Here is a 15,746-nt window from a genome sequence, read left to right on the forward strand (position 1 = left end):
CTTACTTACCTCTGGCCCGGTCCTTGTCAATATCCCGGTGTTCCTTCCTGATCCCGTAGTTCTTGTTCTTCTTTAAGCGATCATAGAGCTGATTGGTCAGGGTGATCGACCGGTGCTTGCCCCCGGTGCAGCCGATGCAGACGACCAGCTGATTGCGTCCCTCCTTGATGTAATTGTCAATGAGGAATTGAACCATATCCGTCAGCTTGTCCAGAAAAACATGGGCCTCCGGGCAATTCATCACATACTCCTGAATCTCAGGATCATTCCCCGTCTTGGGGCGAAGGGAGACGACGTAGTAGGGATTTGGCAAAAAGCGCACATCGAAAACCAGGTCTGCGTCCTTGGGAATCCCATACTTGAACCCGAAGGAGAGCAAGGTCACCATCATGCTCTTATAGTCAGAATCCTCCACCAGGATCCGCTCCATCTCCGTCTTGAGTTCCCTGGTCAGCAGGTGACTGGTGTCGATGATATAGTCCGCCCGGTAACGCAGATAAGAGAGGGCTCCTCTCTCCCGGGCGATCCCGGCGGAAAGGCGCTCTGACCCGGAGAGCGGATGATTGCGCCTGGTCTCTTTGTAGCGCTTCAAAAGGGTCTCGTCGTCCGCGTCCAAAAAGAGGACGTCCACCTTCTTGCCATCCCGATCCAGTTCGTTCAGGATATCGGCAATGCGCTCCAGATGTCCTTCGCTTCGAATATCAATGCCGACCGCCACCTTCTGCCCCTTTGGCATATTCTTGGCGGTCAGATCGACAAAGCTCTTAAAGAGGGGAATGGGCAGATTGTCCACGCAATAATAACCCATGTCCTCCAGAAACTTAAAGGCCGTCGATTTCCCGGATCCGGACATGCCGGTCAACAAGAGTAAATGCATTAAAATTCTCCCACAAATCTGACTTCCGGCTCCAGGTCAACATGAAACTTCTCTTTGACCCTCGCCCGGACATCCTCCATGAGCTGACGGACCTCCGCGGCGGAGGCTCCGCCCAGATTGACGACAAAACCGCAGTGCTTCTCTGACACCTGGGCCTGACCGACCCGATAGCCCCGAAGACCGGCATCCTGGATCAGCTTGCCCGCGAAATATCCCTCCGGTCTCTTAAAGGCGGACCCGGCGGACGCCATCTCCAGGGGCTGCCTGGCAGTCCTTCGCCTTGTCAGATCAGCCATGGCAGCGTCGATCTCCCCCGCGTCTCCCCTCGTAAGCTGCAGGATGGCGGAGAGAACAATTCCTCCCTCATCCCTGACGCGGGAATGACGATAGGAGAAGTCCATCTCCTCCAGAGAGTAATTGCGGATCTCTCCCTCCTCTGTCAGAAGCTCCACAGAGGCAAGCACATCCGCCATCGTGCCCCCATAGGCCCCGGCATTCATCATAATGGCGCCCCCCAGACTTCCCGGGATCCCGGACAGAGATTCCATGCCGCTGAGTCCGGCCCGCTGGGCCTGCCTGGCCACCCTGACCAAAAGAGCCCCGGCCTCCGCCTCAATGCGATCTTCGCTGACGCGGATCTGATTCATGGAATTTCCTATGTGGATCACCGCTCCCCGGATCCCCTTATCCCCCACCAGCAAATTGGAGCCGTTGCCCAGAATCATCAGGGGGACCTTTGCCTCTTTCAGGGCCGCGAGCAGGGGAGAGAGCTGATCCTTCCGCGGCTCCAGAAACAGGTCCGCCGGACCGCCGATGCGGAAGCTGGTATGCGCCGACATCGGCTCATCCACACGAATCTGCTTCTCCTCCAGAACGCTTGCTACAGCTCTCATCCAAGAATCCCGCATCCCGTCTTCCAACCTTTCTCTGTGACTGTTCTCTGTGGTCCTTCTCTATGACCTCTTCTGCCGGCTTCTCGTCCCTTATCAGGAGCTTCCTTCTCACAGCTCCTTCGCTGCGAGAAATGCCTGATAGCCCAGCAGGGCCTCGTAAAGGTCCACCTTGCTGACAATCTCCCACGGCGCGTGCATGTTGAGAACGGCGACGCCGCTGTCGATGACCTCCATGCCGTAATTGCCCAGAATATAGGCGATCGTTCCACCGCCGCCCTGGTCAACCTTGCCCAGCTCCGCCGTCTGCCAGTAGACCTCATTGTCATCAAAGATCCGGCGGATCCTTGCCATATACTCCGCGGAAGCGTCATTAGAGCCGGATTTGCCCCTGGCTCCGGTGTACTTGTTGATCACCAGCCCTCTCCCGAAGTAGGCGGAATTCTTCTTCTCCATGACGTCCGGGTAGTTGGGGTCAAAGGCCGCAGAGACATCGGATGAGAGTGCCATCGAGTTCATCAGAGCCCTCTTGGTCTTGATCTCTTCATAATCCTCTGTCGCCGCAATAAGCTCGGCCACCGTGTTCTCGAAGAAGAGAGACTGCATGCCCGTAGCTCCCACAGATCCGATCTCCTCCTTGTCCACCAGAAGACAGGCCTGGGTTCTCTCCTGCGCTTTTGAGGCCAGGATAGCCGCGAAGGAGGGATAGGCGCAGACTCTGTCGTCGTGTCCATAGCCCATGATCATACTCCGATCCACTCCGTAATCACGGGCGGCCCCGGCGGGAACCACCTCAATCTCCGCAGACAAAAAGTCCTCCTCATCGACTCCATACTGCTCAGCCAGGATGCGCAGGACATTGGCCTTGACCCTCTCCTTGACCTGATCATCGCAATCTTCCAGGGGGCGACTGGCGATCAGAACATCCAGAGCTTCTCCCTCGACCACCTTGGCTCCGGGCTTCTCCAGCTGCCTGGCGGATAGATGAATCAAAAGGTCAGAAACCCCGAAGACAGGATCCTCCGGCTTCTCACCGATATTGACGGAAACAAGGCTGCCGTCCTTTTTGGCAATGACCCCGTGCAGGGCCAGAGGCAGAGTCACCCACTGATACTTCTTGACGCCGCCGTAATAATGCGTGTCCAAAAGAGCCAGGTCGCTGTCCTCATAGAGGGGATTCTGCTTTAAATCCATGCGGGGAGAATCAATATGCGCTCCCAGAATATTCATCCCCTGAGCCAGCGACTGGCTGCCTATGATAAAAAGAGCCAGGGTCTTGCCCATATGCTGACGATAGACCCTGTCCCCGGCAGAAAGCCGTCTTCCGGAAGCGATGACCTCCTCAAGGTCTCTAAATCCCGCCTTCTCCGCCTTTTCAATAAAGTAGGAGACGCACTCCCGCTCGGTCTTGTTGGCCGAGAGAAAACGTCGATAGTCCTCGGCGAATTTCATGACCAGAGACTGGTCTTTAGCTCCTTGATATTTTTCCCATGCATTCTTGCGTTCCATGCTTGTCCTTTCTATCTGTCCAGGCGCTCTCCCATGTTGTCCTCCATGCGGCGGTAGAGCTCCTCGACCGCGTTGTAGCCCATCTTCTTCTGCCGGTGGTTGACGGCAGCTGTCTCACAGATAACCGCCAGATTTCGCCCGGGGCGGATGGGCAGGGAATGGCAGACCACATCCTTGCCCAGAATATCCATATGCTCGTCATTGAGCCCAAGCCTGTCATATTCCTGGTCCGGCTTCCACTCCTGCAGACGGATCACCAGATCAATATTCTGGGAGTCCTTGACGCATTCCACTCCAAAGAGGCTCTTGACGTCGATGATGCCAATTCCCCGCAGCTCGATCAGATGCCTGAGGACACCGGGCGCGCTCCCCCGCAGGGTGTGCTCATTGATCTTACGGATCTCGACCACGTCATCCGCCACCAGACGATGGCCGCGCCGAACCAGCTCCAGAGCCGCCTCGGACTTGCCGATGCCGCTCTCTCCGGTAATCAAAAGTCCCTCTCCATAGACATCGACCAGGACCCCATGGATGCTGGTGGCCGGGGACAGCTGCAGGTTCAGATAATAGATCAGTTCCGAGGAGAACTGGCTGGTCGCCGCGCTGGTCCCCAGAAGGGGAATATTGTGCCGGTAGGCCGCCTCCAGAAGAGAATCCTCCGGCTCAAAGCCCCGGCAGAGAATCATCGCCGGGATGTCGTGTGAGAGAAGCGTCTCAAAGATATCCGCCCGCTCCTCCGGAGACTTCTGACGCAAATAGGCATTTTCAACCATGCCAAGCAGCTGAATGCGCTCCGCCTCGAAATGCTCGTAAAAGCCGTTGAGCTGCAGGGCAGGACGGTTAATATCCGGAATCTGCACGCTGTGCTCCTCCAGATTGATCTTGTCCGTGAAATTCACCAGGCTCAGCTGTCTGGCGATATCAGAGAGTTTGGCTCCTTTTTTCTTCATAGATCCCTCCCGAACGCTTGGCGCCTTATTTGAAAGACCGGTTACAGAATAGCACATCAATGCCTGTGCAAAAAGTCCCAGACCGCCTGGGCGGAAGTCCGGTTCATCCCGTCGCTCGCCGCCAGATCCTCTACGCTCTCAGCCGCCATGGCCTGAGCATCATCGAAGCGGCGCATGAGAGCCTTGCGGCGGGCGGGGCCGATGCCCGGAATATCGTCCAGAAAGGAGTGAACCTGGGCCGCGGACCGCAGAGACTTGTGATAACTGATGGCGAAGCGGTGGGCTTCGTCCTGCAATCTGCTGATCAGCTGAAAGCCCTCCGAGCTCTTGTCAATCGGCAGCTCCCGGTCGTGAAAATAGATGCCCCGCGTATTGTGGTGATCGTCCTTGACCATGCCGGCCACAGGGATATCCAGCTTCAGCTCCCGCAGAACCTCCTCCGCGATATGGACCTGGCCCTTGCCCCCGTCCATCATGAGAATATCCGGGAATTTTGTGAAGGCTCCCAGCTTCTCATCCATCTGCTTCTCCCGCAGCTTTTCCTTCTCCTCCATGCCATGCCTGAATCGGCGGGTCAGCACCTCCCGCATGGAGGCATAGTCATCCGGCCCCTCGATCGTCTTGAGACGAAACTTCCGGTAGTCAGACCGCTTGGCCCTGCCGCGCTCGAAGACCACCATGGATCCGACCGTGGCGAAGCCCATGATATGTGAGATATCATAGGCCTCCATGCGCTCCACGCGCTCGAGACCCAGAAGCTGCGCAATCTGGCGCATGGCCCCGATCGTTCTCCCCTCCTGCCTTTTGATCTTCTCCTGATCCCGGTTCATGATCATCTGCGCGTTTTTGGCGGCCAGGTCCATCAGGCGGGCGTTTTTCCCCCGCCTGGGATACCTGAGATAGACCCTCTGTCCCTGCTTATCTGAGAGCCAGTCCTGGGTCAGCCTGCTGTCATCGATTTCAATCGGCAGGCAGATCTCCCTGGGAATGAAGGGGGTCCCCGCGTAAAACTGGTGGACAAATGCCCCCAAGACCTCCTTCTCTCCCTCATCCGCCCGGACATTGACCGCGAAATGATCCCTGCCGATCATCTTGCCCGCCCGGATGTAGAAGACAGATACCACGGCGTCTTCTCCCTCGACCGCCGCGGCGATAACGTCCAGATCCTCCTCGTCATATCGGGTGATCTTCTGCCTCTGGGCTGTGTGCTCGATCGCCTTGAGCAGGTCCCGGTACTCGGCCGCCCTCTCAAAATCCATTGCCGCGGCCGCGTCATTCATCCTGGCTGTCAGCTCCCGCGACACCGTCCCCGTATCCCCATCCAAAAAACGGAGGGCGTCATGAACATGCTCCATGTAGTCCTCCTGAGAGATCTTTCCGTCGCAGGGGGCGTCGCACTGTTTCATGTGGTAGTTGAGACAGGGGCGGTCCTTTCCGATGTTCTCCGGGAGCCTGCGATTACAGGTGCGAATCCGGTAGAGCTTCTGCACAAGCTCAATGGTCTGATGGGTGGCCTCTGCCGAGCTGAAGGGACCGTAGTATTTCGCCCCGTCCTTTTTAACCCTGCGGACAAAGAGGATCCTCGGATAGGCCTCCTGCAGGGTGACCTTAATATAGGGGTAGGTCTTATCATCTCTGAGCAGGGTATTGTATTTGGGCCGATGCTCCTTGATTAGGTTGTTTTCCAGGACCAGAGCCTCCAGCTCCGAGTCGGTCACAATATACTCAAACCAGCTGATGCGCTCCACCATCTGCCGCTTCTTGACGCCCTCGTCATGAGAGGCCTGAAAGTACTGGTGCACCCGCTTGGTCAGGCTGACCGCTTTGCCCACATAGATGATCTGGTCGGTGGCGTCGTGCATGATATAGACGCCGGGCGCGTCCGGCAATTTCTTCAGTTCCTCTTCCAGAATAAAATCCGTGCTGGCCATATCGACTCCTCCCATCCTGTGGAATGCGCGCGCCGCAAGCATTCTACAGCCATGGATAAACAGAACCCGGGATCTGTTCTCCCCGGGTTCTGCTTGAACGATCTGATCCGACGGGGAGCCTGGCCCCCTGTCTGGTCACGCTTTCTCTTTTCCCTCTTCTGCCGACTCAGCAGGCGTCTTTTCTTTCTCAGAGGGATCGCCCTCGGCCAAATCCCTGCTCTCCTCAGAAGCGTCTCTTCCCGTGGAAGCTCTTTCTGCGTCAGCTCTTTCCACGGCAGACTCTTCTGCTGCTCCCGGCACCTCTCCTGAGCGCTCTGCGGGAGTCTCTTTCTCTGGTCTCGACATCCCATCTGAGCGCTCCGGAAAGACGGACTCTTTCTCCTGGGGCTTAAACTCCTTGACCCGGTCCTGGTAACCGCTCTCAGGAACCTGCCCGGCAGAAGACTGGTCTCCGGACTCACCTGCCTGACTGGCCCGATCCGCCTCCATCATGGCCATGGCGGACTCGACGAAGCTGACGGCCTCCTGATCCTCCTGCGGCTGGGGCAGACCCTCCAGCTGACGGAAGATCTTCATGAACTGCTTGCCGGTGATGGTCTCCTTCTCATAGAGGAAATCCGCAATCCGGTCCAGGGTATTCCTGTGCTCTGTCAAAAGACGAACCGCCTCATCATAACCCTGATTGATAAAGCTCAGCACCTCATCGTCAATCTGAGCCGCCGTATTCTCTCCGCAGTTCAAAGCGGCCCGGCCATCCAGGTACTGGCTCTCGACAGTGGCCAGCCCCATCATGCCGAACTTGTCGGACATGCCGAAGCGGGTAACCATGGCCCTGGCAATATTGGTGGCCTGTTCGATGTCATTGGCCGCGCCGGAGGTCATGGAGCCAAAGACCACCATCTCGGCGGCGCGCCCACCCATCAGAGTGGCAATACGGGCCTGCAGCTCCTCCTTGGTCTCCAGGAATTTCTCCTCCTCGGGAGTCTGCAGGGTATAGCCCAGGGCCCCCATGGTTCTGGGCACAATGGTAATCTTCTGCACCGGCTCCGTATTCTTCTGCAGGGCAGCCAATAGCGCGTGTCCCACCTCATGATAGGCGACAATCTTGCGCTCCTGGTCGCTCATAACCTGGTTCTTCTTCTCCCGCCCGCCGACGGCTACCAGTTCGAACGCCTCAAAGAGATCCTTCTGGCTGACGAATTTGCGCCCATGCTTGACGGCGCAGATGGCAGCCTCATTGATGATATTGGCCAGGTCAGACCCCACCAGGCCGGCGGAGGCTGTCGCCAGAGAGTCCAGATCAACCGTCTCGTCCATTGGCACATCCTTGGCGTGAACCTTGAGGGTGGCCAGTCGCCCCTTCTGATCCGGGCGGTCTACAATGATCCGACGGTCAAAGCGGCCGGGCCTGAGAAGGGCCTTATCCAGAACCTCCGGCCGGTTGGTGGCCGCCAGGACTAAAAGACCCTTCGATGTGTCAAAGCCATCCATCTCGGCCAAAAGCTGGTTGAGGGTCTGCTCACGCTCATCATTTCCTCCGCCGAAGCGGGAATCACGGCTCTTGCCGATCGCGTCAATCTCATCGATGAAAATAATACAGGGAGCCTGCTTCTGCGCCTCTTTGAAGAGATCCCGGACGCGGGAAGCGCCCACGCCGACGAACATCTCGACGAAGTCAGAACCCGCCAGAGAGAAGAAGGGGACGCCCGCCTCTCCCGCCACAGCCTTGGCCAGAAGAGTCTTACCGGTTCCCGGAGGTCCCACCAGAAGCGCTCCCTTGGGGAGCTTGGCCCCAATCTCAATGTACTTGCGGGGATTGTGCAGGAAGTCGACGACCTCTACCAAAGACTCCTTGGCCTCATCCTGGCCTGCCACATCCTTGAACTTGACCCCGGTCGATTTCTCCACATAGACCTTGGCATTGGACTTGCCCGGATTCATCCCAAGGCCTCCTCCCATGCGGCGCATGAGGAAGGCGAAGAGGATCCAGAGCAGGGCCAGGGGGATCACCATGGAGGCGATATTGTAAATCAGAGCTGTCGTATCGGAATTGAGCTTGCCAGAGATCACGACATTGTGCTGTTTCATGGCCGGGATCAGCTCGCTGTCCTGTATATAGGCCGTGAAATAAGTGGTCTTGACCTCCTGACCGGTGGCCTCCTGAATCAGCTTGGAGTTCTCCTGCGCCTTATCATTCTTATAGGAGGCGTTATCCTTCAGGGTAAACTCAATGCGGTCGCGATTGATTGTCGCCTTCTCCACCTGATCGGAAGTAACCAGCCTGTAAAACTCGGTGTAGGGAACCTCTGTCTTGTTAGATGAGGCTCTGTTGTAGACCAGACTGGTGAAAAACATAGCCAGCAGGATGAAAACCAAGAGCAAAATCACTGGCTGCGGAACCCGGCTATTCTTCTTGTCGTCTCCGGATCCGCCGCCGGAATTGTAATTCTGATTCATAAAGACCTCCGTTGATCCTACCTCCCCTTTCGGGACTTTTATTTCCGCAATTGCTCTGCGATGTGGATGCCAAAGTTACAGTGACGGATTCTTCTTCCGCAAGCCCTTTGGCATTCCCTGTAGAGGCAGGCAGGGACCAGGTGCGAGTACTCGATTATTGTAAAAAACGCATTTGCCTACCCTATGATAGAGCAGTTAAATGCGCACTTCAATGACTTTATCCGCACTTCCTGCGGCTCTTTATCTACACTTTCCACGGCTTCTGTACCCTTATTCACGGGTTTCTGTGACCTGCCCTGTTCGGCCTTGGTCAGGGAAGCCAGACCCCGACCAGGCGGGCAAAGGCGATCGGCAATCTGGTCCCCCAAGCAGACGAAAGCAACTTTAGAAAGTGATTGTCGGCGCCTTTTCAGAGATCCGGGCCTCCAGGCAAGCGGGAATGACCGGGCGATCAGGCGGATAAGAGCGATCAGCAATTTGGCCCCCCAGGCAGACGAAAGCAACTTTAGAAAGTGATTGTCGGCGCCTTTTTAGAGATCCGGGCCTCCAGGCAAGCGGGAATGACCGGGCGATCAGGCGGATAAGAGCGATCGGCAATCTGGCCCCAAACAAGTGGAAATAACTCAGTCTCCCCTGCATACCGCATCGAACTCTTCTGTCATCTCTCTGGAGGGAGCGGGCGTGACCAGACTGACTGCAATCATGAGCAGGGCGCTGACCAAAAAGGCCGGCAGCAGCTCATAAATGTCCCAGACTCCTCCCAGGGGGCGAACCAGATACTTCCAGGCGAAGACCATGACCCCCCCGGAGATCATCCCCGCGATGGCCCCGTAGCGATTGGCCCGTCTCCAGAAGAGGGCCAGAAGCATGACCGGTCCGAAAGCAGCACCAAAGCCCGCCCAGGCAAAGGAAACAATGGCAAAGACAGAGGAATCCGGGTCTCTGGCAATAAAAATAGACAGCAGGGCGATGGCAATGACCGTCAGACGGGCGGCCAGTACTCTCTGCTTCTCAGTCAGAGACAGTCCGAAGACTTCCACCAGCAGATTCTCCGAGAAGGAGGATGAGGCGGCCAGAAGCTGGGAGTCAGAGGTAGACATGGTACAGGCCAGGATCCCCGCCAGGATTACTCCGGCAAGAAGGGCGAAGCCCAGGCCGTTGCCTGAGAGCAGGTGCGCGATCCGGATAATTGAGTTCTCCGCGTCAGCTGAGGTCTTTGCCACAGCGATTGCCCCCGCCTTACTCATGGCATTGGCGACAATGCCGATGAAGATGGCAACCGCCATGGAAATCAGCACCCACACAGAGGCAATGCGGCGGGAGACCTTGATCTTCTTCTCGTCGCCAATCGCCATGAAGCGAAGGAGGATGTGTGGCATCCCGAAGTAGCCCAGGCCCCAGGCCAGGTTGGCAAAGGCCTGCATGAAGGTGTAGGGGGTCGCTGTCTGCGGAGCGTTGCTGTTGCCCATCTGGCGCAGGCTCAGATAACCCGCAATCCCTCTGGCATTCTCAAGCACCCGGTCCAGACCGCCGGCCGCATTGATTCCGAAGAGGACCACAATGACCAGGGCAACGGTCATGACGATGGACTGTACCAGATCCGTCGTAGATGCCGCCAGGAAGCCGCCCAGCATCGTATAGAGAATGATCACCGCCGCGGACACGAGCATGGCGAGAATATAATTAACGCCAAAGAGGGTGTGAAAGAGCTTGCCGCAGGCCGCAAAACCGGAAGCCGTATAGGGAATGAAGAAAATCAGGATCCAAATGGCGGAGACAGCCAGCAGAATCCGACTCTTATCCCGGAAGCGATTTGCGAAGAAGCTCGGAATCGTGATGGAATTATTAGCCTTGATGGTGTAGCGGCGCAGACGCTTGGCCACGAGCAGCCAGTTGAGATAGGTTCCCAGAGCCAGGCCTATGGCGGTCCAGCTGGCATCCGCCAGCCCCGAAATATAGGCAATTCCGGGCAGCCCCATCAAAAGCCAGGAGCTCATATCCGAGGCCTCGGCGCTCATGGCTGTGACAATAGGCCCCAGCCTGCGTCCCCCCAGATAGAAGTCATCTGTGCTGGCATTCTGCTTCGAGGACCAGATGCCAATCGCCAGCATGAGAATCATATAGGAAACAATGCTGACGCTAATTCCGATTTCATTGATCATACTTCTTGCTCTCTCCCTTTATCGCAGCAGCCCACCAACAGGAGCCCTCACCATCCGTCCCAGACAGGCTCCACACAGGCGAATTCTCACAGTCCGTCTCAGAGGATCTCCGCGCAAGCAGGTCCTCACAGTCCGGCTCAGAAAATCTCCACTCAAGCGGGCCCTCACAGTCCGGCTCAGAAAATTTCCACTCAAGCGGGCCCTCACAGTCCGGCTCAGAGCACCTTGGCCAGGAAATCCCGCAGGCGCTCGCTCTTCGGTGCGTCAAAGATCTGCGCGGGACTGCCCTGCTCGATGATCTTGCCACCATCCACAAAGATCACCTCTGAGGCCACCTCTCTGGCAAAGCCCATCTCATGGGTGACGCAGGCCATGGTCATCCCCTCCCTGGCCAGCTGCTTCATGACCTCCAGGACTTCCCCTACCATCTCCGGATCAAGGGCAGAGGTCGGCTCATCGAAGAGGAGAATCTCCGGATTCATGCAGAGAGCCCGGACAATGGCAATTCGCTGCTTCTGGCCGCCGGAGAGCTGGCTGGGATAAGCATTGGCTCGATCGGACAGATTCACCCGCTCAAGAAGCTCCATGGCCTGCTTCTCAGCCTCCTCTTTGGAGAGTTTTCTCAGCTTCATGGGTGCGATGGTCATGTTCTTTAAGACCGTCATATTGGGGAAGAGATTAAAGTGCTGAAAAACCATCCCCATCTTCTGCCGATGAAGATTAATATCAATTCCGGGATCCGCAATATTGACCCCGTCCACCAGAATCTGTCCCTCCGTGGGCATCTCCAGAAGATTGAGTGACCGAAGAAGGGTAGATTTCCCGGATCCTGATGGGCCGATGATCACCACGACCTCCCCCCGGTCGATGTCCAGATTAATATCGTCCAGGGCCTTGATGAGGCCGCCGCGATAATATTTCTTAAGTCCTCTGACCTGAATCAGGGTATTAGCGCTCATTTTGACGAAGCCTCCTCTCAAGCCGACCGAAAACGGTCTCAAGAATAATGACAATCACCAGATAAATGCCTGCCACTGCAAAGAGGGGCATGAAGGCGGAATAGGTCCTGCTCCGGATGACATCGCCCGCCTTCGTCAGGTCCATAATCCCCACATAGCCCGCGACGGAGGTCTCCTTGACCAAGGTGATGAACTCATTGAGAAGGGCAGGCAGAACCGCCTTGAATACCTGGGGCAGAATGATATAGATCATGGTCTGAGGATAATTGAAGCCCAGAGATCTGCCTGCCTCGAACTGGCCCTCGTCAATGGACATGATGCCGCCGCGGATGATCTCGGCCACATAGGCGGCAGAGTTGAGACCGAAGGCGAAAATGGCCACAGCGACCGCGTTCTTGGATGTGGCAAAAATAATGAAATAGGAGATCATCAGCTGAACAACAACAGGCGTGCCGCGGATGACCGTCAGGTAAATCTTGCAAATGACGTTAAAGCCCTTGAGCAGGTAATAGGCCGGACTCTTGCGGCGTCCCATCTCCTCTCCGCTCTTGTCCCAGGTAGAACGAACCGTCGCCACCAAAGCTCCTAAGAGAATTCCCACAATCACCGCGAAAACCGTGATCTGCAGGGTAACTCCCAGACCAGAGACAAGCGACTGCCATCGATTATCATTAATGAAGTTGAGGACAAACTGGGCCTTGAGCCCATCCCACCAAGCACTCATGCGTTTCTCCTTCCTCTCCCGTCACAAGAGGCCTCCCGACACAGATTCCGGGCTATTTGTTTCCCTCTATACACAGGCAAGGGCAAGGACGGCCTTGGCCGCCCTTGCCTTGCGCTGCCTGAGCTATTGTAGCTGAGGATACCGGTTCTTGCAATTTTCCGCCTTCCGGATGTCAGTGAGAATCCGGGAGCTGACTCGGATCTCTTACTTATTGGACTCATACTTGGCCAGGATCTTGTCGACGGTTCCGTCCGCCTTCAGATCCTTGATGGCCTGGTTGATCTTCTTCTGCAGGTCGTCGTTGCTCTTATTGACCGCGATCGCGTACTGCTCCTCCTCATAGGCGGTAGGCAGAATCTTTAAGGCAGATCCGTTGGCCTTGACATATTCCTGAGCGGGCTTGTTGTCGATGATAACAGCGTCTACCTTGCCGGACATCAGGGCCTGGATTGCGTCAGTGGCAACGGTGTAGCGGGTGATCTTGTCCTCGCCATAGTCCTTGGTGGCGTCAGAGTCTCCGGTGGTTCCGGTCTGCACACCGATCTTGCTGACATCCTTTAAGGCGTCCTTGTCGGCAATCGAGGAGTCGCTCTTGACGATGATGGACTGAACCGCTGAGATGTAGGGATCTGAGAAGTTGACAGACTGCTTGCGCTCATCGTTGATTGTGATCCCGGACATGCCGAAATCGTACTTGCCCGACTGAACGCCGGCAATAATCGAGTCAAATGGAACATTCTGTATCTCCAGCTTGACCCCGAGCTTGTCGGCAATGGCCTGGGAGAGCTCAATATCAATTCCCTTGTAATCATTGCCCTCCATGTACTCATAGGGAGGGAAGTCGGCGGCGGTAGCCATGGTCAGCGTATCCTTCTTCTCAGAGCCCGTCTTGCCGCTGTCGTCTGTCTTGGACGAGCCGCAGGCTGCAAGTATGGATATACTTGTCAGCATGACCAGACCCAGGACTGCAATTTTTTTCATCTTCATATTCATTACTCCTTATTTCTCTCAATCTCCGCCGCATTCGTCTTTCTCACGATCGGCCTGACTGGTTAGAGAGTATAGCAGGGTATGAATAAATTTGCAAGCATTTCTTTTCTTCTTGTATTTTTATTCATATCCAACTGATCCTTCATGACCAAATCGTGCCCAAAATCTTCTTTCCTTCCACCCCTTCCATTTCTTTCCGTTTCTTCCAAAATGATTTGCTCCACCTGTCGGGTCTTCGATTCTGTATAATGGAAGAAGATTTTCTATCGAAAGGAGAACCCATGCGCCTGCTCTTAGCCGAGGATGAACTCGACCTGTCCCGCGCCCTTGTCCGCATTCTCAAGGCCAACCACTACGAGGTGGATGCTGTCTATGACGGCCGGGACGCCTTGGACTACCTGGAAACCGGCGTCTACGACGGGGCCATCCTGGATGTCATGATGCCCAAAATGGACGGGTTTACGGTGCTGCGAAAGATCCGTTCCGCCCAGAATGATATCCCTGTTCTCATGCTGACTGCCCGCTCCGAAATCGATGACCGGGTACAGGGACTGGACTCGGGGGCCGACGACTACCTGACCAAGCCCTTTTCCACGAGAGAACTCATCGCCAGAGTTCGCTCGATCACCCGCCGCAGAACCGTCGCGACCGATGCCAGCATGCATCTTGGAAGGCTGACCCTGGATCAGCTGACCTGCACGGCAAACGCTCCCGGAGGCAGCCTGCACCTGGCCAACAAGGAGTATCAGATCCTGGAGATGCTCCTGGCCAATCCGGGGCAGATCATATCTCCGGACCAGTTCATGGAGAAGATCTGGGGCTTTGAGAGCGATGTCGAACAGAATGTGGTCTGGGTCAATATCTCCAATCTCCGCCGCAAGTTGAAATCCATCGACGCCGGCATCGTCATCAAGGCCTCCCGGGGTCTCGGCTACTTTGTTCAGGAGGAGGAATAAACCATGTTCCGACAATTGCGCCGCAAATTCATCGGTCTGTCCATGCTCTCCGTCCTGATCGTTCTGACCCTGATTATGGGAGCCGTCAACCTGATCAATTACCGGTCCATGACAAAGTCGGCAGATCAGAAGCTGGCCCTTTTAGCCGGACAGGGCGGGCGCTTTGGCAGCAAGCCCCCGGAGGATAAGCCCCCCGGTGATTTCGACGCCGAGACTCCCTTCAGCAGCCGCTACTTCAGCGTCAGTCTCTCCGCGGATAATCAGGTCACGGCCTCTGACACAGACCACATCGCCGCGATCAATGCCGAGCAGGCCGCTTCCTATGCTCAGAAACTGGCTCTCGGGGGGCTCCCCCGCCAGGGCTATCTGGGCCGCTACCGCTATCTTCTGCAGGAAAAGAGCGCAGACCAGGGCAAGTCCAAATCCGACAGCCAGAGCCAGGACAAAGAGGCAGGCTCTTCGGATACGACCGCCAGAACCTATTACTTTTTGGATACCCAGCCCCAGATGCAATCCTTCTACAGCTTTCTCTACGGAAGTCTGGCGGCCGGCGCAGGCGGTCTTCTTTTCGTCTTTCTCCTGCTACTGCCGGCCTCAAGGCGGGCAGTCGGCCCCATCGTTGAGAGCTACAGCAAACAGCGGCAGTTCATCACCGATGCCAACCACGAGCTCAAGACTCCTCTGGCTGTTTTGGCCGCCAACAATGAGGTGATCGAGATGGACTATGGAACTTCCGAGTGGACTGTCTCCAACCACCGCCAGATTGACCGGCTGAATGCCCTCGTGGAGAAACTGGTCCTCCTCTCCCGCATGGAGGAGGAAGGTCCCCGCCTGACCATCGAGAAGGTCGACTTCTCCCAGATGGTCTTGGAGGCCGCTGAATCCTTTGACGCCCCTGCCCGGACCAGGGGACGCAGCCTGACCATCAGCGTCGCCCCTTCCATTTCCCTGGAATGCGATCCCGCCTCCATGCAGCAGCTGCTCAGCCTTCTGTTGGACAATGCCCTCAAGTACTCCGACCAGGGGGGCAGCATCGAAGTAACCCTGGCCTCTACAGCCAAGGGTAAGCTTTTGACGATTCGCAATACGGTTGATTCCATCCCCCAGGGTGATCTCTCCCGCCTCTTTGAGCGCTTCTATCGTCTGGACAGCTCCCGCAATTCGAAGACGGGCGGTTATGGAATCGGGCTGGCTGTGGCCAAGGCCATCGTCAAGACCCACAAGGGGAAAATCACGGCCACAAGTCCCGACGGCAAGTCCGTGATATTTACCGTCCTCCTCCCATGATTTTCAGGAAATGCCTGTCATCCCAAATGGTTCGATAACTGATCTCGGCCTCCA

Annotated in this window: 13 protein-coding genes; 2 read left to right on the forward strand and 11 right to left on the reverse strand. The window is 56.3% G+C overall.

Features of this window, described 5'->3' with window-relative positions; all coding sequences use genetic code 11:
* Window position 1: 1 nt before the first annotated feature.
* The 11 genes from rapZ to GCWU000342_RS10510 form a co-directional block, all read right to left on the reverse strand.
* Complete coding sequence (gene rapZ / locus GCWU000342_RS06980) at window positions 2-877, reverse strand: RNase adapter RapZ (protein WP_006906655.1); 876 nt, start codon at window positions 875-877, stop codon at window positions 2-4.
* Complete coding sequence (gene murB, locus GCWU000342_RS06985) at window positions 877-1,770, reverse strand: UDP-N-acetylmuramate dehydrogenase (protein WP_006906656.1); 894 nt, start codon at window positions 1,768-1,770, stop codon at window positions 877-879. The genes rapZ and murB overlap by 1 nt, the downstream gene beginning before the upstream one ends.
* A gap of 108 nt (window positions 1,771-1,878) precedes the next feature.
* Window positions 1,879-3,276: an aminopeptidase gene (locus GCWU000342_RS06990; RefSeq protein ID WP_006906657.1), complete on the reverse strand. Its 1,398-nt coding sequence runs from the start codon at window positions 3,274-3,276 to the stop codon at window positions 1,879-1,881.
* Window positions 3,277-3,287: 11 nt separating this feature from the next.
* Window positions 3,288-4,226, reverse strand: a complete 939-nt coding sequence (gene hprK, locus GCWU000342_RS06995; protein WP_006906658.1) for an HPr(Ser) kinase/phosphatase — start codon at window positions 4,224-4,226, stop codon at window positions 3,288-3,290.
* A 56-nt stretch (window positions 4,227-4,282) separates the two neighbouring features.
* Complete coding sequence (uvrC, locus tag GCWU000342_RS07000; protein ID WP_045000854.1) at window positions 4,283-6,157, reverse strand: excinuclease ABC subunit UvrC; 1,875 nt, start codon at window positions 6,155-6,157, stop codon at window positions 4,283-4,285.
* Between the two features lie 135 nt (window positions 6,158-6,292).
* On the reverse strand, window positions 6,293-8,614 hold the full coding sequence (ftsH, locus tag GCWU000342_RS07005; RefSeq protein WP_006906660.1) for an ATP-dependent zinc metalloprotease FtsH: 2,322 nt from the start codon (window positions 8,612-8,614) through the stop codon (window positions 6,293-6,295).
* A 623-nt stretch (window positions 8,615-9,237) separates the two neighbouring features.
* Entirely contained in the window at window positions 9,238-10,776 is a 1,539-nt protein-coding gene (locus GCWU000342_RS07010; protein ID WP_006906662.1) for a sodium/proline symporter, read from the reverse strand.
* Window positions 10,777-10,991: 215 nt separating this feature from the next.
* On the reverse strand, window positions 10,992-11,735 hold the full coding sequence (locus tag GCWU000342_RS07015; protein ID WP_006906663.1) for an amino acid ABC transporter ATP-binding protein: 744 nt from the start codon (window positions 11,733-11,735) through the stop codon (window positions 10,992-10,994).
* Window positions 11,725-12,459 carry an amino acid ABC transporter permease gene (locus tag GCWU000342_RS07020; protein ID WP_006906664.1) on the reverse strand — a complete coding sequence of 245 codons (735 nt, stop codon included), beginning with the start codon at window positions 12,457-12,459 and terminating at the stop codon, window positions 11,725-11,727. Before GCWU000342_RS07020 ends, GCWU000342_RS07015 begins: the two co-directional genes overlap by 11 nt.
* A 204-nt stretch (window positions 12,460-12,663) precedes the next feature.
* On the reverse strand, window positions 12,664-13,452 hold the full coding sequence (locus tag GCWU000342_RS07025) for a basic amino acid ABC transporter substrate-binding protein (protein WP_006906666.1): 789 nt from the start codon (window positions 13,450-13,452) through the stop codon (window positions 12,664-12,666).
* 59 nt (window positions 13,453-13,511) lie between these two features.
* On the reverse strand, window positions 13,512-13,658 hold the full coding sequence (locus tag GCWU000342_RS10510) for a hypothetical protein (protein WP_156784525.1): 147 nt from the start codon (window positions 13,656-13,658) through the stop codon (window positions 13,512-13,514).
* 72 nt (window positions 13,659-13,730) lie between these two features.
* Here GCWU000342_RS10510 and GCWU000342_RS07030 point away from each other — a divergent pair, with 72 nt between their 5' ends.
* Window positions 13,731-14,405, forward strand: coding sequence for a response regulator transcription factor (locus tag GCWU000342_RS07030; protein WP_045000858.1), 675 nt, complete (start codon window positions 13,731-13,733; stop codon window positions 14,403-14,405).
* A gap of 3 nt (window positions 14,406-14,408) precedes the next feature.
* Window positions 14,409-15,692, forward strand: coding sequence for a sensor histidine kinase (locus GCWU000342_RS07035; RefSeq protein WP_006906669.1), 1,284 nt, complete (start codon window positions 14,409-14,411; stop codon window positions 15,690-15,692).
* Window positions 15,693-15,746 lie beyond the last annotated feature (54 nt).

Origin of the sequence: Shuttleworthella satelles DSM 14600 (genome assembly GCF_000160115.1) — a bacterium.
In the GTDB taxonomy this organism is placed as follows: domain Bacteria; phylum Bacillota; class Clostridia; order Lachnospirales; family Lachnospiraceae; genus Shuttleworthia; species Shuttleworthia satelles.